Here is a 19,100-nt window from a genome sequence, read left to right as displayed (position 1 = left end):
GCTCCGCGCCGGTCAGTCCACTCAGACGCGCGCCGTTCGCGCCGGCACTGATCTTCGGGGTGACGCTCATGCGACGACCACGTGCGCGTCGGCGGCCTGCTGCGATGCGGCCTGCACTTTCGCCAGCTCGCGGATGAGGTCCGGACGGTAGCCGGTCCAGGAGTTGTCCGGCGTGATGACGACCGGCGCCTGGCGGAAGCCCGCGGCCTGCAGCTGTTCGAGCGTGGACGGGTTCTCGGACAGGTCCACGGTCTCGAAGGGGATGCCCAGCTTGGCGAGCTGACGTTTCGTGGCGTCGCACTGCGGGCAGCGGGGTTTGGTGAAGACGGTGACGGTCATGGCGGTTCCTTCTCGGGTCGGACTCGCGTCCGGATCGGTCTGTACTGGCGGCGACGAGGCTGCGCTCGTGCGTCGGGTTTTGAGAGTACATCCGCTCCGTCGGATTGAAAACACTATCCGTTGTGGCATGTCGAGCGTGTCTCCACTACATGTAGTGTTTGGGAGCCGAGTCGGCAGTAGGCCGGATCGACTGTCCGCATCGCCCGTCAAGGAGGCCGGAGGGGAAAATGTCATGTTTGTCACAGTTGCGTCCCGCCGCCCGTCTCCGGCGTCCGGCATCGATGCGGGTACAGTGGTCCGGTATGAAGCAGCAAGCGAATCTCATGCCGTGGTCGCACCGGTTCGGCGCCGCCGGCCGCACCCTCGTCACGCTCGCCTCGGGCGTCGGCGCGGCGTTCGTCGGCACGCTCGCGCACCGCATGGGCGCCACGGGGAACCTTCCATACGGTCTCGTGCTGGCGTTCCTGATCGTCGGGCTTTCCACGTATGCGGCCCGCGCGCGTCAGGGCGTGACCGGCCTCGCGCTGCATCTGATCGTCTCGTCGGCCGCGGCATGGGGGATCGCCATCGTCGGCGGCCCCGGCGGCGACGCGCTCACCGTCGCCGGCTTCTCGGGCGACATGCCGTTCATGAGCCAGCACGCCGGCTACGTCTGGCTGTACGGCGTGGTCGTGCTGCAGGTCGTCATGCTCGTCCTGCCGTCGCGCTGGTTCGTCGTGCCTCCGCGCCGGGAGGACTGACCGGGATCCGACCGCTCAGACGCGTCCCGGCGCGGGCGCGGCGGTCGTGGAACGCACGACGAGACGGACCGGGAACGTCTCGTGCGGCTCGTCCAACGAGCGCCCCTCGATGAGCGCGAGCGTCTTGTGCGCGGCGGCGACGGCCATTGCGTACGGGTCCTGATGGACCGTGGTGAGTCCGGCGGCCTCGGAGAAGGTGCTGTCGTCGAATCCCGCGACCGACAGGCCGTCGGGCACGTCGAGCCCGTAGCGGCGCAGGTTGAGCAGCAGCGGGATCGCCAGCGAATCCTGATGGAAGCACACGGCGGTGACCGGTCGGTCGGCGGCGTACAGGGCCGACGTCAGCACGTCGAGCGGGGCGTCGCCGGGGCGCGCGGGGACGACGTGCCCGGTGACGCCGGGCAGTGCGGCGCAGGCCTCGCGGAACCCCTCGATGCGGTTGTTCGAGCTGAAACCGAGTGTGGTGGGGAAGTCCTCGTACAGGTACATGAGCTCGCGGTGGCCGAGCTGCGCCAGATGCCGCACGACGAGCCGGATGCCCAGCCGGTCGTCGATTCCGGCGGACGCGTCGAACCCGTCGCCGGTGATGTTGATGCCGATCAGGGGGATGCGCATCGCGTCGCGCAGCCGGCGGATCTCCTCCGGACTGGCGGGGAACGAGGAGATGACGACCGCGTCGGCGTTGCCCGAGACGGGAAGCTCCTCGAAGAAGGCGTGGCGCGCCTCGACGGTGTCGATCGGATAGATGACCAGGTCGTAGCCGGCGTCGCGGAACACGGAGTTCAGGCCCTCGATCAGCCCGGCCGTGAACCATTCGATCCGTCCGCCGCCGACGAGCAGGGCGATGCGGTAGGAACGGCCCGAACGCAGCACGCCGGCCGTGCGCGAGATCGAGAAGCCGAGCTCGCCGGCGGCCCGCATGACCTTGTCGCGCGTCCTGTCGGACACGAGGTCCGGCTTGGAGAACGCCCTCGACACCGTCGCCGTGGAGACGCCCGCCCGTGCGGCGACGTCCTCGATACTGGCCTTCATGTCCATGGCTCCCTTCCGCGGTTCCGCGTCCTCGTCGTGCGTGCCGGCGGCGCGCATGCGGCCGGCCCGTCATGCCGACCATTCTAGCCTCCCCGGCGCGACGCCTCAACTTGGCATGCAACGGATTGCATTTGCGACACGCCGCATCAAACCGTCATGTTAGCGCACACAATGCCGGTAATGTAACGGGTTGCAAATGTAACGGGTTGCAATCCGTCGTGCCGACCATTTGCCGAACAGGTTCGATGGCGCTATCCTGAAGCCTGTCCACGGGAGCTTTACGAGGAAGTAAGGGAGAATATGAACGTCAAGCGATCCCTCGCCGCGCTGACCGCAGCTGTTGCGGTACTCGCCGGTGCAACCGGTTGCAGTTCGAATACCTCATCGGGCGTCATCGACACCAAGGCGGACAAGGGCCTCGCGGTGCTGGGCGACCACGTCACCTACGACCCCAACCATCTGGTCAACGACGGCCAGCCCATCGAACTGGGCTACTGGTCGTGGGGCGACGCCAGCACCGATCCGGTCATCACCATGCTGCACAAGTACGAGAAGATCCATCCGAACGTCACGTTCAAGATCTCCCAGGTCGCATGGAGCGACTACTGGGTCAAGACCCCGCTCTCGCTCAAGGGCAACAAGAACGCGCCCGTCCTGTTCAACGTCCACAACTCGCAGGACGCGCTGCTCCGTCCGCACATGGCGGCGTACGACATCGACCTCAAGGACCTCGAGGCCGACTACACGAACGTCGAGACCCACGTCGTCGACGGCAAGGTCGACTACATCGACTCCGTGATCAACACCGGCAACATCTACTACAACAAGACGCTGTGGAAGCAGGCCGGGCTGACCGACGACGACATCCCGACCACCTGGGACGAGTTCGCCGAGGTCGCTAGGAAGCTCACCAAATTCGACGGCGGCAAGATGGTGCAGGCCGGCTTCAACATGAACGGCGACGGCCGCTACGACGGCCTGTGGCAGGGCCTGAACTACCAGCGCGGCACGCTCATGTTCGACAAATCCGGCACAAAGGCCAACTACGACAGCAAGGCCACGCGCGAGAACCTCAGGTTCCTGCTCGACCTGTATGAGAAGGACAAGGTCGGATCGGTCAAGTTCGGCGACAACTCCGAGCAGAGCTTCGGCAACGGGCAGACCGCGATGATCTACGCGTGGGGCGCCCTCCAGGGCACGCTCGAGACCAAGTACCCCGACATCGACTACGGCGTCTTCCCGACCCCGACCTTCACCAAGGCCGTGCCGTTCGCCTACGACCGCTACAACGGCGAATCCACGCCCGGCATCAACGTCCACCAGAGCGACGAGCAGCAGGCCGTGGCCCAGGACTTCATCCGCTTCATGCTCGCCGGCGACGACTACGTGCGCACCGCCGTCAAGCTGCAGAACTCGTTCCCCGGCAAGAAGTCCCTGCAGAACGATCCCGAGATCCTCGCCAATCCGGTCATGGCCGCCATCAAGCCGCGCCTCGACCGTCTGATCTGGCCCGGACCGACGCCCTCCACGCTGGAGAGCAGCCCGAAGATCGCCTTCCAGAACGTCTTCCAGAACCACCAGAACATCGCCAAGGCCGTCGCGGCCGCGCAGGCCCAGATCGAGACCGACATGAAGGGCAGCGACTTCACGTCGCTCGAGCGCATGTACCGGCACTACGACGAAGCCAAGCAGGACTGAACGGAAAGGAACCCCCGCAATGTCAGCACACAACGCAGCCGCGGAACGCGGCGGCACCGCGCCCAAACCCCGCACGCGCCTCGCGCTCGGCGACATCCTGTCCATGCGCAACGTCGCGGTGACCGTGCTCATCGTCTACTTCGCGGTGTTCATGGCCTACCCGATCTTCAAGGCGTTCGCCGGCAGCCTGCACGACTGGAACCCGTTGACCGACACCTACGACTGGGTCGGTCTGGCCAACTTCCGGCAGGTGCTCACCGACGCCCTGTTCTGGAAGTCGATCTGGAACACCGCCGTGTTCTCCTTCTTCTCGATCCTCTTCCGCGTGGTCATCGGCCTGGCGCTCGCCATGCTGCTCACCTCCAGGCTCGTCAGGGCCAAGGACTCCCTGCGCGGCCTGTTCTACATGCCGACCATCACCCCGCTGGTCGCCGTCTCGTTCGTGTGGATGTGGATGTTCGACCCGCAGTTCGGCATGATCGACAAGATCACCGGCCTCGACATCAGCTGGCTCAACGACTCCAAGTGGGCCATGCCGGCGATCATCATCATGACCGTCTGGAAGGACTTCGGCTACGCGACCGTCCTGTACATGGGCGGCATCATGTCCCTGCCGCGCGACGTCTACGAGGCCGTCTCGCTCGACGGCGCCAACAAGTGGCAGACCTTCCGCTCGATCACCCTGCCCCTGCTGCGGCCGACCACGCTGCTCATCGTCATCACCTCGCTCATCAGCTACCTGCAGGCCTACGTGCAGATCCTCGTGATGACCGGCGGCGGCCCCGGCACCGACACCTACACCATCAGCTACCTCATCTACGACCAGGCGTTCCAGAAGTACAACTTCGGCGTCGCCTCCGCGATGAGCGTCATCCTGTTCGCACTGACCGGCGTGCTCACCCTGCTCATGTTCAAGGCGTCCGGCGACAACCTGGAGGAAACCCGATGAAGAGGCACACCATCGCATCGATCGTCGTCACCGCGCTGCTGTTCGCGCCCGCGGCCGTCACCATCATCCCGTTCATCTGGATGCTGGTCTCCTCGTTCGCGCCCAACAGCGAGATCGTCAAGCTCACCGGCGGCGTCTTCCCGACACCCAGCACCATCGACAACTACGTCAACATCCAGGACAGGTTCAACTTCATGCGCCTGTTCGCGAACTCGCTGTTCGTGGCCACGCTCAAGACCGTCCTGATCATCTACATCAGCGCCGTCCTCGGCTACGTGTTCTCCAAGCTGCACTTCCGCGGACGCAACCTCCTGTTCGCGATGGTGCTCGCCACGATGATGCTGCCGTGGGCCGTGACCATCATCCCGCAGTACGACATGATGGTCCGCTTCGGCTGGCTCGACACCTACCGCTCCCTGATCATCCCCGGCCTCGTCTCCGGATTCGGCGTCTTCCTGTTCCGCCAGTCCATCGGCGGCATCTCCGACGAGATCATCGAGGCCGCCCGCCTCGACGGCGCCAGCGACTGGCGCATCTTCCACCAGGTCGTGCTGCCGATGAGCCGCAACTCGATCGCCGCGCTCGCCATCTTCACGTTCCTGTGGAACTGGGAGGACTACCTGTGGCCGTTCCTCATGATCACCGACGACGACAAGCAGCTGCTGTCGGTCGGCCTGAAGATGTTCTCCGGCCAGTACGGCACCGACTACGGCGGGCTGTTCGCCGCCACGTCGGTGGCGATCATCCCGGTGGTGATCGTGTACATGTGCTTCCAGAAGCAGTTCATCGCCGGCATCGCCACCGGCTCCGGCAAGTGAGCGGGCCCGAGTCCGGTCGCACCGCGTAATCGTCCCCGGTCCGTCGACGTGGCGGACCGGGGATATCATTCCATCGTATGGAGGAAACCATCGTCATGACAACGTCGTCCACACCGCAGACCCGGTCCGTGCCGGCCGCCGTCCAGTCTCCCGATCCGCGCGACTTCGCGCTCGACGCGTCGCCTCTGGCCCGCGCCGACGCCGTGATCGCCGGCGATCGCTGGCGCATCACGCTGCTCACCGCCTCGCTCGTGCGCCTCGAATGGTCCGACTCGGGCGTGTTCGAGGACCGTCCCACCCAGACCGTGCTCAACCGCGACTTCGGCGAGCCGGTGCGCCGCACGGTCACGGAGCGCGACGGGCGCGTGATCGTCGACACCGACGCGCTCCGCATCGTCTACGACGGCGGGCCGTTCAGCAAGGAGGGCCTGAGCGTCGTGGTCAAGGGCGTGTCCGACACGCAGTTCAACACCTGGCACTACGGCGACGTGCAGCGCGGCAACCTCAAGGGCACCGCGCGCACGCTCGACGAGGCCGACGGCGAGATCCCGCTCGGCGACGGCGTGATCTCGCGCGACGGATGGGCCGTGATCGACGACTCCGCGTCCAACCTCATCGTCGAGGCCGACGAGGTGAACGGCCGACGCAACCCGTTCGGCCGCTGGATCACCCCGCGCGACGTGGAGGAGACCGACCTGTACTTCTTCGGCTACGGCCACCGCTACATCGAGGCCGTGCGCGACCTCTACCGCCTCACCGGCCCCACGCCGCTGCTGCCGCGCTGGGCGCTGGGCAACTGGTGGAGCCGCTTCTACCGCTACACGCAGGACGGCTATCTGGCCCTCATGGACCGCTTCAAGCGCGAGGGCCTGCCGTTCACCACCTCCGTGATCGACATGGACTGGCACCGCGTCGACGACGTCGACCCGAAGTACGGCTCCGGCTGGACCGGCTACTCGTGGAACCGCGAGCTGTTCCCCGACCCGCCGGCCTTCCTGCGCGACCTGCACGATCGCGGGCTGCACACCACGCTCAACGTGCATCCGCGCGACGGCGTGCGCGCCTTCGAGGACGACTACCCGGCCGTGGCCGAACGCGTCGGCATCGATCCGGCGAGCGGCGAGCCCGTCGAGTTCGACCTGACCGACCCCGACTTCATGGACGCGTACTTCGCCATGCACCACCGCATGGAGGACGAGGGCGTCGACTTCTGGTGGGTGGACTGGCAGCAGGGCGGCGTGACCCGGCAGAAGGGCCTCGACCCGCTGTGGATGCTCAACCACATGCACTACCTCGACTCCGGACGCGACGGGCACTGGCCGCTCACGTTCTCCCGCTACGCCGGTCCCGGCTCGCACCGCTATCCGGTCGGCTTCTCCGGCGACACGATCGTGACCTGGGAGTCGCTCGCGTTCCAGCCGCGCTTCACCGCGACCGCGTCGAACATCGGCTACGGCTGGTGGAGCCACGACATCGGCGGGCACATGTTCGGCTACCGCGACGAGGAGCTGGAGGCCCGCTGGTACCAGCTCGGCGTGTTCAGCCCGATCAACCGCCTGCACTCGTCCAACTCGCCGTTCGTCGGCAAGGAGCCGTGGAACTTCGGCCCGGCCGTGCGCGAGTCGATGACCGGCATGCTGCGCCTGAGGCACGCGATGCTGCCGTACCTGTACACGATGGACCACCGCGCGGCGAAGGACGGACGCCCGCTGGTCGAGCCGATGTACTGGCAGTCGCCCGACACCGCCGACGCGTACGAGGTGCCGAACGAGTTCCGCTTCGGCACCGAGCTCCTCGTCGCCCCGATCGTCTCGCCGAACGACCGCGCCGTGCAGCGCGGCCGCGCCGAGGCGTGGCTGCCGGACGGCGAATGGTTCGACCTGTTCGACGGCCGCCGGTACGTCTCGCGCTCGCGCTCCGGCCGCGGCCGCAGGATCGAGGCGTGGCGCGGCATCGACCGCATCCCCGTGTTCGCCAAGGCGGGCGGCATCGTGCCGCTGCAGGAGGTGCCGGCCGCGGGCGACGAGTCGGTGAACTCGGTCGACAACCCGCGCGCCCTGCGCGTGCTCGTCTTCCCCGGCGCCGACGGATCGTTCACGATGGTCGAGGATGACGGCACATGGGGCGCGCCCGAGGCCGAGACCCCGATGACGTTCTCGTGGAGGTCCGGCGAGGACACCGGCGCGACGAGCGTCCTCGCCGTCGGCCCGGTGCGCGGCGACGCCTCCGCGGTGCCGCGGTCGCGCGACTGGACGGTCGTGTTCCGCGGCGTCGCGCCGGTCGAGGCCTCCCGCGTGCACGTCCTCGCCGGCGACGGCCGCGAGCCCGTCGCCGGGGAAGTGGACGTGGCGTACGACGAGGCGACGCTGAGCCTGTCCGTCGCGGTGCGTGGAATCCCGTCCTCCGACGTCCTGCGCGTCGAGATCGACGGAGGTCTCGCGATCGCCGCAAACCCGATCGAACGGGACGCGACGGACCTGCTGCTGCACGCCCAGATGCGCTACCGCACCAAGGAGCTCGCCCTGGACGCCGTGCGCGACCTCGGCGTGGGCGCGCTCGACGCGATCCGCACGCTGGACCGCGGCCCCCGCTACGAACACGACTTCTGGGTCGGCGAGATGCCCGACTCGGTCGCCGGTGCGCTCGCCGAGATCCTGCTTCGCTCCTGACCCATCCGGCTCCGGCCGTGTCCACGAGGTGCGCCGCTGCCGCGCGCCCCGCGCCGCGCCCGGTACAGTGGTGGGCTATGACACGTAAACGGTTGTTCTATCTGGGCCCCGAAGGCACCTTCACCCATCAGGCGGCGATGGAGGCCGCCGAACGGCTCCGTCCGTCGCTCGGCGGGGACGCCGACGGCTTCGATCTCATCGCCCTGCCGGACGTCCCCGCCATCATGGACGCCGTCCAGTCGGGACGCGGCTGGGGCGTCATCGCCTGGGAGAACAACGTCGAGGGCTACGTGGTGCCGAACCTCGACGCCCTGATCGACGCGGCCGACATCGCCGGATTCGCGCGCGTGCGCGTCGACGTGACGTTCGACGCGTTCGCCGTCGCCGGCGACGACCCGATCGCCCGCGCCGCCGCGGACGGCGACGCCGATCCCGTCGTCGTGTCCGCCCACCCGCACGGGCTCGCCCAATGCAGACGATTCATCGCCGAGCATGGGCTCAGGGCCGTGCCGGCCTCGTCCAACGCCGCCGCCTGCCGCGACCTCGAGCCCGGACGCGTCGCGTTCGGCCCGCGCATCTGCGGCGAACTGTACGGGCTCGACACGCTCGCCGAACGCGTACAGGACTTCGAGGGCGCGCACACCGAATTCCTCGTGCTCGCCCGCCGCGACGACGTGCGCGACCTGTCCCGCAGGTTCCGCGACGCCGGCACGGGAGAATTCGAGACCATCATCACGCTCATCCCGCTCGTCACCGGCCCCGGCGTCCTGGCTAACATGCTCGACGTGATGCGCGACGCCGGCCTCAACATGACCAGCTTCATGTCCCGGCCCATCAAGGGCACCGACGGCACCTACAGCTTCATCGACACGCTCGACGCCGCCCCGTGGGAGCCGCGCTTCCGCGACGTGCTCGAGACGCTCGCGATCCACGGCATCTGGCTCAAGACCCTCGCCGTCTACCCGCGGCGCGACCGTCCCAGTCCGCCGGTCGACGCGTGGAGGCTGCCCGAGGGCGGCATCCACCTCGACGCGATGCGCATCGAACGCGACTGGGAGCACGCGGACACGGTCGGAAGGGAGCTGCTGTGGTAGACGCGAAGGACATGACGGATATGGCGACGCCCCGCCTCGTCGGCGTCGTCGGCATGGGACTGATCGGCGGATCGCTCGCCCGGCGCCTCGTCGGACGCGGCACGGCCGTCGTCGCATGGAACCACCGTCCGCACCCGTACGAACAGGCCGAAAGGGACGGCATCCGCTGCGTCGCGACGCTCGCCGACCTCGTCGAGGCCGCGCCGGACGTCATCGTCCTGTGCAACCCGCTCAAGGCGATGCCCGCGATCCTCGCCGAGCTCAGGCCCCTGCTCGACGCGGCACCCGGCATCACCCTGACCGACGTGGGCAGCGTCAAGGGCATGGTGCGCGACCAGGTCGAGGCCGCCGGACTGGGGGAGCGCTACGTCGGCGCACATCCGATGGCCGGCAACGAGCTGTCCGGCTGGACGGCCGCCGACCCGCACCTCTACGACGACGCCCTGTGGGCGATCACCGTCACCGACCACACCGACTTCGACCGGTTCTCCGCCGTGGCGCGTCTCATCGTCGACGGCGTCGGCGACCGTCTCATCGTCCTCGACGACGACACGCACGACAAGGCCGCCGCGATGATCAGCCACATGCCGCACGTCGTCGCCACCGCCCTGATCAACGAACTGACCGATGACGCGAACCGCAACATCGCCGCCGCGCTCGCCGCCGGCAGCTGGCGCGACATGACCCGCGTCGCCCTGACCGATCCCGACCGCACGCGCGCGATGGTCGAGGAGGACGCCGAGAACGTCGAGACGCTGCTGCGGCACATGGCCGACCGCCTCACCACCGTCGCCGACCTGCTGCACGATGAGCGCACGGGCGTGAACGGCGATGGCGAGGCCGTCGATGTGGCCGCGTGGACCGCGATGCGCGCCTTCTTCGCCGAGGGGCAGCCGTTCCGTGACTACAAGGCGCGGCAGAAGGCGATCGCCGGACGGACCGCGTCGACGGAGACGGATTCCGCGGACATGCCCCGCTACGAGGAGCGGGAGATCGGATTCTCCCCGGACCGCTGGCAGTCCGATCTGCTGGCGTCGGCCCGTCGCGGCGAGCACATCGTCGCGTTCGAGGACGCGTACAAGGTCCGGGTCCAGCGGCGTTCCGCGCTGTGACGGTGTGAACGTATACGCCGGTCTCCTTTCGGAGGAGGCCGGAACCGCGTCGTCCCCGCTACGGACGCACGTGCGGCCGTTCGGGTACCGGCTTCAGCGTGGCGATGGTGTCGGCGTCGATCATCACGTGCTGCCTCGGCCGGGACCCGTTCGCGGCCGCGTCGCGCGACAGCTCCAGCGTGCGGCCGTCCCACGAGAGCACATGCCCCACGTAGTCGCGGAACTTCGTGCGCCCGTCGGACGGGTCCACGCCCTCGATGACGCGCACGACGATGCGTGCGCCGTTCGGAATCGATTGCGGCAATGCCATGACACCCTCCCCGGAAGACGACCATGCGAACGATAGGCGGACCACGACGTCCGTCCCTCCACTCTACCCCGGTCGGGCGGTCCCATGACGGACGCCGCGCCCCTTGGCGCGAGAATCTTGCGCTCACAGCCCGTTTCGCGCAAAATTCCCGCGCCTATCCGTGGAGCGGCCCGGGGTCAATCGGTGGCGACGGCGTCGAGGACCGGGACCTTCAGCGCCCGTCGGGCCGGAGGCAGCGCGGCGACGACGCCCACGAGGACCGACAAGGCGAGGAACAGCCCCAGCTGGCCCCACGGCACCGCGAGCCGCTCCAGGCCGTTCGATTCGTACACCCGCTGGATGACCGCGCCCGCGCCGACGCCGACCACCACGCCGAGCAGAGTGCCCAGCACCGCGATCAGCGACGCCTCGATGGCGAGCATGCCGCGCACCTGGCCGCGTGACGTGCCGATCGCCCGCAGCAGCCCGATCTCGCGCGTGCGTTCCGACACGCTCAGCGCCAGCGTGTTCACGATGCCGAACACCGCGATGACGATCGACAGCGCCAGCAGCGCGTACAGGATGATGAGGATCTGGTCGACCATCGAGCTCATCGACGATTTGAATTCGTCGCGGTCCTGCACGGTGATCACGTAGAACGGCTTGACCGCATTCACCAGACGCGTCTTGAGCGCCGTGAGATCCGCGCCGTCGCGCGCGTTGACGAACAGCATGATCGTGAACATCGTGTACTCGTTGGCGATCCGTTCCGCTAGATCGTCGTTCATCAGGACCATCGAGCGGTACACCGAGTTCTCGATGATCGCCCCGACCCTCACCTGCCGGTGCGTGGTCTCGGTCTTCGTTCTGACCAGGGTCGACGGGTCGACGTTACTCGCGTCGTCCGCGGTTCGCTGCGCCTCCCGGAGCTTGGTCTGCGCGCCCGCCGCGTCGCCGCCCGCCGCGAGCCGTTGCGCCTCGGCCTGCAGCCCGGCCACCTCGGACCGGACCCGCGCCTGATAGTCGGCCCGCGCCTTGGCGGTCGCCTCCTCGTCGACGACGACCCGTCTGCCGTTGACCCGCACCGTGTCGCCGACCTTCCATCCGTTGTCCTGCGCCACGGTGAGGCCGACGACGAGCTCGCCGTCCCTCAGGGCCCGGTCCGCGTCGCCCGAGTTCTCGACCGGCGCGAACACCCTGCGGAACAGCGACGGCTGCTCGGCGAACGTCATCGCCTGCGCCTTGTCCTTGCCGGAGCCGTACGTCACGCCCATCAGCATGCGGCTTCGCGACACCGAGTCGACGCCGCGGGTCTTCTCGATCGCCGTGATCGCCTCGTCCGGGATGCGTCCGGATGAGGCGGACATCGCCGTGAAGTCGGACTTCAGGCCGGTGTCGACGATGCCGGCGACCGACGATTTGGCCGACGAGGCGACCACGCCGAGGCAGCTGACGATCGCGACGCCCACGAACAGCGCGGCGGCCGTGTTCGCGGTGCGCCGCTTCTGCCGGGAGAGGTTGCGCACGGCGAGCCGGCCGGTCACCGGGAACACGTGCGACGGCAGCCAGCCGAGCACTGCGCCCGTCGGCCCGACCAGCGCCGGGGCGAGCGTGATCACGCCGACGACGATGAGCCCCGCGCCGACGCCGAGAGGCCAGCCGACGCCCAGACGGGAGGCCAGGTCGTTGAGGAACGCGACCGGCGTCGGGTCGCCGTCGTCGCCGGCCGCGGCGATCGCCACGCAGAACATCCAGGAGACCACGCCGAGCGCGATCATGGCCGCCCCCGCGATGCCGCGGGGCGCCACCGGTCTCTCCGGGTTCACCGTCTCGTTCATCGCCTGGATCGGCGGGGCCATCGCCGCTCGACGGGCGGGCAGCGCCGCGCCGGCGAACGTGACCAGCACGCCGACCGCGAGTCCGGCCAGCATGTCGGTCGCCCCCGGGGTGGCCGTCCCGCTCATCGGGGTGCCCATGCGCGCCATGCCGGCCACGATGAGCCGGACCATGCCCCAGCCGAGTCCGATGCCCGCGGCCGAGCCGACCAGACCCAGCATGAGGGCCTGCACGATCACCGTGGAGAACACCTGCGCGGGGGAGGTTCCCACCGAGCGCAGCAGCGCGTAGCCGCGCATCGACTCGCGCACGATCATCGAGAACGTGTTCGCGATGATAAACGATCCGACGAACAGCGCGATCACCGCGAAGATGAGGATGAGCGGCTGAATGAAGCCGAGCTGGTCCTTGATGGCCTGCGAGTACTCGTCGCGCAGCTGGTCGCCGGTGATGGCGGTCGCCTTCGACCCCTTGGGCAGCGCCCGCCGCACGCGTGCGGCGAGCTCCTCCTGCTGCGCGTGCGTCAGCGGCGCGCCCTTGTTGCCCGAACCGTACACGCCGATGTACTGCGTGGTGCCGATCTCGCCGGTCTGCTCCTGGACCAGCGACTTCGCGACCGACGGCGCCAACCCGATGATGATCGCCCCCGCCTGCGAGGAGTCGGTGTCGAACACGCCGACGACCCTCACGTCCTTCGGCCCGGACGGGTAGACGAGCTTCGTGACGTCGCCGACCCCGAGCCCGGCGGTCTTCGCGGCGAACGCATGCAGGGCGATCTCGCCGTCGTTTCGGGCCCAGCGCCCGCGCGTCAGATGCGCGGAGCGCCACGTGCCCTTCGCCAGACCGATGCCCATCGTCGGCGACCCCATCGTCGAGACCGCGTTGCCGTCCTTCCTGGCGAGCACCAGCGAACCGGACGTCGAATAGACGATCTCGGCGGTCTTCACCCCCTCGACCCCAGCGACGTCGTCGACCAACGAGTCGTCGACGTCGTTGTACGTCCTGAGCGAGGACGACGAGCCGGACGATCCGGTCGACGCGGTCCCCGAGGCGTCGTCCTTCTTCTCCGTCGTGCCGCGCACGTACACGTCATGGTCGGTGTTCGACCCCAGCATCTGGTCGACCTGGTCGTTCATCATCTCGCGGAAGCAGAACGAGCCGACCACGAAGGACACGCCGAGCGCGATCGCGATGATCGACATCACGAACCGCGGGAAATGCGCACGTGCGTCGCGCAGACCGATGCGGATCATGCGCCGGCCTCCACGTGCGAGTCGCGGGAGTCGTCCTCATCGCCCTCGGTGGCGAACACCTCGAGGATCTCCTCGTACGACGGATGCCGCAGATCGCGCGTGATGCGGCCGTCGGCGAGCACGAGCACGCGGTCCGCGTAGCTGGCGGCGCGCGGGTCGTGCGTGACCATCACGATCGTCTGCCCGTACTCGCGCACCGAATCCTTGAGGAAGCCCAGCACCTCGCGGCTCGAGCGCGAGTCGAGGTTGCCGGTCGGCTCGTCGGCGAAGATCACCGCCGGACGCGCCATGATCGCGCGTGCGCACGCGACGCGTTGCTGCTGGCCGCCGGACAGCTGGCTCGGCCGGTGCGTGAGCCTCGGCCGCAGCCCCACCACGTCGACGACCCGGTCGAACCACTCGCGGTCGATCGGCCGCTTCGCGATCTGCAGCGGCAGGAGGATGTTCTCCTCGGCCGTGAGCGTCGGCACCAGATTGAACGACTGGAAGATGAAGCCGATCTGCTCGCGGCGCAACCGCGTGAGCTCGCGTTGGCTCATCGACGACACCTCGAGCCCCTCGACGACCACCTTGCCGGAGGTCGGACGGTCGAGCCCCGCCATGCAGTGCATCAGCGTCGACTTGCCCGAACCGGACGGTCCCATGATCGCGGTCATCTCGCCGCGCACGAACCCCACGTCCACGTGGTCGAGCGCCACCACCCGCGAGTCGCGCTCGCCGTACGTCTTCGTCAGATCGATTGCCCGGGCGACGACGTCGGTCGCGGGGGAGGGGGAACCCGACATGGGTACGGGCGAGACGATCGCCCCCGAACTCGACGCCGTCCTCGTCGTCCTGCGCGCCGCAGCCCTGACTGATTTCACCGAATGCCGTGCCATGATTTTCCGCCCCGTTCCAGTCGTTTCCGGATGGTTATAGTCTATCCGACAGGATTTCGGGGAAAAGGGGTGAGATGCCGTTCGATGACCAGCTGGAGGCGTACGAGGCGTTCCTGAGGGCGAACAGGGGCCTGAGCGGGAACACGCGCAAGGCGTATCTGTCGGACGTGGCCGAATGCCTGCACGTGCTCGCCCTGCGCGGCGCCGCGGACCTCAACGAGATCACGCTCGACGACCTGCGCGGGTGGATGGCGCACGAGTCGCGCACCCACGCCCGCTCCAGCATGGCCCGCAAGACCGTTTCCGTCCGCTCCTTCTTCTCATGGGCGCACGAGCACGGCGTGACGCTCACCGATCCGGCCGCGATGCTCCTGACCCCGCGGATCCCCGATACGCTGCCCACCGTGCTGACCGAGGCCCAGGCCGAGCATCTGATGGACGACGTCGAGGCGGAGACGGGGGAGGGGGCGCGCATCGCCTCCGCGTCGGGACGTCCCGTCCGTCCCGATGCGAAAACCCCCGAACGGGACCCCGACGATACGATCGCCGTCCCGGTGGGTTCGCTCATGGCGAACAATGCGGATCGTCGTGACGGTCATCCGTCACAAACGGACGACACGTTGTCCGATTCCCCCGACGGTGGGGACGGGGATCCGCTGCCGATCCGTCTGCGCGACGCCGCGATCCTCGAGACCCTGTACGCCACCGGCATCCGCGTCGCCGAGCTCGTGGGGCTCGATGTGGGCGACATCGACTTCTCCAACCGCACGATGAAGGTCCTCGGCAAAGGAAATAAACAACGTGTCGTCCCATTTGGGGGACCCGCTGCCCAGGCGCTGACCCGATGGATCGAGGAGGGGCGGCCCGAGATCCTGCGCGAGGCGAGACTCGGGACGGCGGATCCCCGCGCCCTTTTCCTCGGCGCACGCGGCGGCCGTCTCAACCAGCGCATCGCCCGCGAGGTGGTCCACCGCGAGTCGAGAAGGGCGGGCGTTCCAGATATTGGACCCCACGCGCTGAGACATTCCGCGGCCACCCATCTGCTCGACGGCGGCGCCGACCTGCGCGAGGTCCAGGAGCTGCTCGGCCACTCGTCCCTCAAGACCACCCAGCGCTACACCCACGTCTCCATCGAACAGCTCAAGGCCCGCTACACGCAAGCGTTTCCAAGGGCTTAACACCCCTCACCCCGATTTACGCAACGGACGATGACGGCCCAACGGAGCGGCGGGTCCCGATATGCGGTGCCCGACCGTAGGCTTGGCCGAACGGCCTTGAGTGTGTCGGGCGCCGCATATCGCGACCCGCCGCGGTCTCCCAAGAAACCCATCCGTTAACGTAAACAACCCAGTCCGTATTCACGTAACCTCCACATTTCGGTAACGTGCTGTCTCCAATCTGCGGCACAATGGACCGCGATCAGCAAGGGGGTTGGCCGCGGTGCGAGCCGCGATCGGCCCCCGATTGCTCAACCCGGGTCCGCATCACCGTGCGGTCCCAAGGGATGCGAACCCCGCATCCCGGATGAAACAGGAGATACACATGAAGAAGAAAGCCTTCGTGATCGCCGCGGCCGTGTGCGCCGTCGCGACCCTGATGGGCGGCTGCGGTTCTTCCAGCAGCACCAACTCCGCCTCCACCGACGGCGGCAAGATGATCATCACTTCCTACGCCTCCGAGCCTCAGAACCCGCTCATCCCGGGCAACACCAACGAGACCGGCGGCGGCAAGCCGGGCGACCTGCTGTTCGCCCGCCTCGTCTCCTTCGACGCCAAGGGCAACGCCTCCAACGAGGTCGCCGAGTCGATCACCCCGAACGACGACGCCACCCAGTACACCATCAAGCTCAAGGACGGCTGGAAGTTCACCGACGGCACGCCGGTCACCGCCGAGTCCTTCACCAAGGCGTGGAGCTACGTCGCCAACGCGAAGAACGCCCAGAAGTGCTCCTCCTTCTTCTCCACCATCGCCGGCTTCGACGACCTGCAGAAGGACGGTCTGAAGGGCACCGAGCAGCTCTCCGGCCTCAAGGTCGTCGACGACAAGACCTTCACCGTGGACATGTCCCAGCCGGACGCCACCTTCCCGATCAAGGTCGGCTACCTGGCGTTCGCCCCGCTGCCGGAGTCCTTCTACAAGGATCCGAAGGCCTTCGGCCAGGCCCCGGTCGGCAACGGCCCGTACAAGTTCTCCAAGTGGGATCACAACAAGGAGATCGACCTCGTCAAGAACCCCGACTACAAGGGTAACGACGTGGCCAAGAACGACGGCATCACCTTCAAGATCTACACCTCCGACACCTCCGCCTACGCCGACATCCAGTCCGGCGCCCTCGACGTGATGGAGTCCGTCCCGGCCTCCGCCACCAAGACCTTCCAGAAGAACCCGAAGGTCCAGGCCTACAACAAGGCCGGCTCCGTGTCCCAGACCTTCACCATCCCGTCCAGCCTCGAGCACTTCCAGACCAACACCGAGGAGGGCCAGCTTCGTCGCCAGGCCATCTCCATGGCCATCAACCGCAAGCAGATCGTCGACAAGGTCCTCAACGGCATCGGCACCCCGGCCAAGGAGTTCACCTCCCCGCTGACCCCGGGCTACTCCGACTCGATCAAGGGCGAGGAGAACCTCGAGTACAACCCGACCAAGGCCAAGGAGCTGTGGGCCAAGGCCGAGGCCATCTCCAAGTACGACGGCCAGCTGACCTTCGCGTACAACGCCGACGGCGGCGCCAAGCCGATCTACGACGCCATCGTCAACCAGCTGAAGAACAACCTGGGCATCGACGCGGCCACCAACCCGATGCCGACCTTCCAGGAGTTCCGTGACGCGGTCACCAACCGTCAGATCAAGGGCGCCTTCCGCACCGGCTGGCAGCCGGACTACCCGTCCGCCGAGAACTACCTGTTCCAGCTGTACGCCTCCGCCGCCGCCGACGGCAAGGGCTCCAACGACGGCGACTTCAAGAACGCCGACTTCGACAAGCTGATGGACGAGGCCTACGCCGCCAAGACCACCGACGAGGCCAACAAGATCTACCAGCAGTCCCAGGAGATCCTGCTCCAGCAGCTCCCGGCCTTCCCGCTGTACTACAGCAACGCCGTCGGCGTCGCCGCGACCAGCGTCAAGGGCTTCGAGATGAACTGGCAGAACCTGCCGGTCTACGAGGAGCTGACCAAGTGAGCCTGACGCTCGCCTGATCGCCTGACCGATCGAACCGAAAAGGGTCGGAATCCGCAAGGGTTCCGGCCCTTTTCATATGCGCGCCCGTGCAGGGCGGCACCGGTTTTTCAGCCGGGATTCACGCTTGTGAAACATTGGTGTCAACCCGTGGGGTAAACTTACGGGGTACTTAGCGGCCGGCTGGGCGCTTTGACGCGCCCTTCCCGCACAACGGACGCGTCGCGTCAGGGCGATGAAGACCGGTCGCGTGAAATCAAGGAGAAACCGATGGGCAAATATCTTCTGCGTCGTATCCTGCAGATGATCCCCGTGGTTCTCGGTGCGACCCTGTTGGTCTATGCTCTCGTCTTCGCGCTCCCGGGCGATCCGGTCAAGGCGATGTTCGGAGACAAGCCGGTCAACGAGGCGGTCGCAGCCCAGATCCGCGCCGAATACAACCTCGACAAGCCGTTCATCATCCAGTATCTGCTGTTCCTCAGGAACGCGTTCACGCTGAACTTCGGCAACACCTTCGCCGGCCAGCCGGTCATCGGAGAGATCGCCCGCGCGTTCCCGGTCACCATCAAGCTCGCCGTCATGGCGTTCTGCTTCGAGGCGATCTTCGGCGTCGTGTTCGGCATCATCTCCGGCCTGAAGAAGGGCAAGTGGTACGACTCGGTCATCCTGATCGTCTCCCTGCTGCTCATCTCCGTGCCGACCTTCGTCACCGGCTTCGCCGGCCAGTACTTCCTGGGCGTGCAGTGGAGCCTCATACCGGTGACCGTCAGCTCGAACACCACGTTCACCGAAATGCTCTTCCCGGCGATGGTGCTGGGCTCCGTCTCGATGGCCTACATCATCCGACTGACCCGTTCCGAGATCTCGTCGAACATCGCCCAGGACTACGTGCGCACCGCGCGCGCCAAGGGCATGTCGAACGGCTCCGTGATGATGCGCCACGTCCTCAGGAACTCCCTGATCCCCGTCGTCACCTACCTCGGCCAGGACCTCGGCGCCCTGATGGGCGGCGCCATGATCACCGAGCAGATCTTCAACATCCACGGCGTCGGCTTCCTGACCTACCAGTCCATCCTCAAGGGCGAAGGCAACCTCGTGGTCTCCATCGTGACGATCCTGCTGCTCGTCTTCGTCATCTGCAACCTCATCGTCGACATGCTGTACGCGGCGCTCGATCCGCGCATCCGTTACGAGTGACATGGGGGAGAGGAACATC

The 19,100-nt window shown here is 67.4% G+C and carries 16 protein-coding genes; 11 read left to right on the top strand and 5 right to left on the bottom strand.

Translation table 11 applies throughout. The features are described 5' to 3' along the window. Positions 1 to 66: 66 nt before the first annotated feature. Entirely contained in the window at positions 67 to 339 is a 273-nt protein-coding gene (locus JS528_RS02135) for a glutaredoxin family protein (protein WP_214357435.1), read from the bottom strand. A gap of 302 nt (positions 340 to 641) precedes the next feature. Between JS528_RS02135 and JS528_RS02130 the strand changes: the two genes are divergently transcribed. Further along, positions 642 to 1,079, top strand: a complete 438-nt coding sequence (locus tag JS528_RS02130) for an alcohol dehydrogenase (RefSeq protein WP_214357434.1) — start codon at positions 642 to 644, stop codon at positions 1,077 to 1,079. Positions 1,080 to 1,094: 15 nt separating this feature from the next. Here JS528_RS02130 and JS528_RS02125 read toward each other — a convergent pair whose 3' ends face one another. Beyond that, positions 1,095 to 2,111: a LacI family DNA-binding transcriptional regulator gene (locus JS528_RS02125; protein WP_214357433.1), complete on the bottom strand. Its 1,017-nt coding sequence runs from the start codon at positions 2,109 to 2,111 to the stop codon at positions 1,095 to 1,097. A 300-nt stretch (positions 2,112 to 2,411) separates the two neighbouring features. Between JS528_RS02125 and JS528_RS02120 the strand changes: the two genes are divergently transcribed. The 6 genes from JS528_RS02120 (at position 2,412) to JS528_RS02095 (ending at position 10,451) form a co-directional block, all read left to right on the top strand. Continuing rightward, a complete protein-coding gene (locus JS528_RS02120) occupies positions 2,412 to 3,809 on the top strand; it encodes an extracellular solute-binding protein (protein ID WP_214357432.1) in 1,398 nt (465 codons plus the stop codon). A gap of 103 nt (positions 3,810 to 3,912) precedes the next feature. Further along, a complete protein-coding gene (locus JS528_RS02115) occupies positions 3,913 to 4,758 on the top strand; it encodes a carbohydrate ABC transporter permease (RefSeq protein WP_240541267.1) in 846 nt (281 codons plus the stop codon). Beyond that, positions 4,755 to 5,576, top strand: a complete 822-nt coding sequence (locus tag JS528_RS02110; RefSeq protein ID WP_214357430.1) for a carbohydrate ABC transporter permease — start codon at positions 4,755 to 4,757, stop codon at positions 5,574 to 5,576. The genes JS528_RS02115 and JS528_RS02110 overlap by 4 nt, the downstream gene beginning before the upstream one ends. A 95-nt stretch (positions 5,577 to 5,671) precedes the next feature. Further along, positions 5,672 to 8,245 (top strand): glycoside hydrolase family 31 protein, encoded by a 2,574-nt coding sequence (locus JS528_RS02105; protein ID WP_214357429.1) that lies wholly within the window; start codon positions 5,672 to 5,674, stop codon positions 8,243 to 8,245. A 77-nt stretch (positions 8,246 to 8,322) separates the two neighbouring features. Further along, the gene (locus JS528_RS02100; protein ID WP_214357428.1) at positions 8,323 to 9,339 is read left to right on the top strand and encodes a prephenate dehydratase; all 1,017 of its coding nucleotides are present in this window, start codon (positions 8,323 to 8,325) and stop codon (positions 9,337 to 9,339) included. Between the two features lie 20 nt (positions 9,340 to 9,359). Continuing rightward, positions 9,360 to 10,451: a prephenate dehydrogenase gene (locus JS528_RS02095; RefSeq protein ID WP_214357555.1), complete on the top strand. Its 1,092-nt coding sequence runs from the start codon at positions 9,360 to 9,362 to the stop codon at positions 10,449 to 10,451. Between the two features lie 58 nt (positions 10,452 to 10,509). Here JS528_RS02095 and JS528_RS02090 read toward each other — a convergent pair whose 3' ends face one another. The 3 genes from JS528_RS02090 to JS528_RS02080 all read right to left on the bottom strand — a co-directional run bounded on the left by JS528_RS02090 (position 10,510) and on the right by JS528_RS02080 (position 14,614). Beyond that, the gene (locus tag JS528_RS02090) at positions 10,510 to 10,761 is read right to left on the bottom strand and encodes a DUF6725 family protein (protein ID WP_214357427.1); all 252 of its coding nucleotides are present in this window, start codon (positions 10,759 to 10,761) and stop codon (positions 10,510 to 10,512) included. 176 nt (positions 10,762 to 10,937) lie between these two features. After that, on the bottom strand, positions 10,938 to 13,829 hold the full coding sequence (locus JS528_RS02085) for an ABC transporter permease (protein WP_214357426.1): 2,892 nt from the start codon (positions 13,827 to 13,829) through the stop codon (positions 10,938 to 10,940). Continuing rightward, a complete protein-coding gene (locus JS528_RS02080; RefSeq protein WP_214357425.1) occupies positions 13,826 to 14,614 on the bottom strand; it encodes an ABC transporter ATP-binding protein in 789 nt (262 codons plus the stop codon). The genes JS528_RS02085 and JS528_RS02080 overlap by 4 nt, the downstream gene beginning before the upstream one ends. Between JS528_RS02080 and JS528_RS11705 the strand changes: the two genes are divergently transcribed. The 4 genes from JS528_RS11705 to JS528_RS02065 all read left to right on the top strand — a co-directional run bounded on the left by JS528_RS11705 (position 14,613) and on the right by JS528_RS02065 (position 19,081). Further along, a complete protein-coding gene (locus JS528_RS11705) occupies positions 14,613 to 14,747 on the top strand; it encodes a hypothetical protein (RefSeq protein ID WP_276312601.1) in 135 nt (44 codons plus the stop codon). The two genes, JS528_RS02080 and JS528_RS11705, sit on opposite strands and share 2 nt — an antisense overlap. A gap of 34 nt (positions 14,748 to 14,781) precedes the next feature. Continuing rightward, positions 14,782 to 15,885 carry a tyrosine recombinase XerC gene (locus JS528_RS02075; protein ID WP_214357424.1) on the top strand — a complete coding sequence of 368 codons (1,104 nt, stop codon included), beginning with the start codon at positions 14,782 to 14,784 and terminating at the stop codon, positions 15,883 to 15,885. Positions 15,886 to 16,249: 364 nt separating this feature from the next. After that, positions 16,250 to 17,887, top strand: coding sequence for a peptide ABC transporter substrate-binding protein (locus JS528_RS02070; protein WP_214357423.1), 1,638 nt, complete (start codon positions 16,250 to 16,252; stop codon positions 17,885 to 17,887). A gap of 267 nt (positions 17,888 to 18,154) precedes the next feature. Further along, positions 18,155 to 19,081 (top strand): ABC transporter permease, encoded by a 927-nt coding sequence (locus JS528_RS02065; protein ID WP_214357422.1) that lies wholly within the window; start codon positions 18,155 to 18,157, stop codon positions 19,079 to 19,081. The last annotated feature ends 19 nt before the right edge of the window (positions 19,082 to 19,100 follow it).

The organism is Bifidobacterium santillanense (assembly GCF_018555385.1).
In the GTDB taxonomy this organism is placed as follows: domain Bacteria; phylum Actinomycetota; class Actinomycetes; order Actinomycetales; family Bifidobacteriaceae; genus Bifidobacterium; species Bifidobacterium santillanense.
Note: the sequence above shows the minus strand (reverse complement) of the source record. Positions and strands in the feature narration are given on the sequence as shown.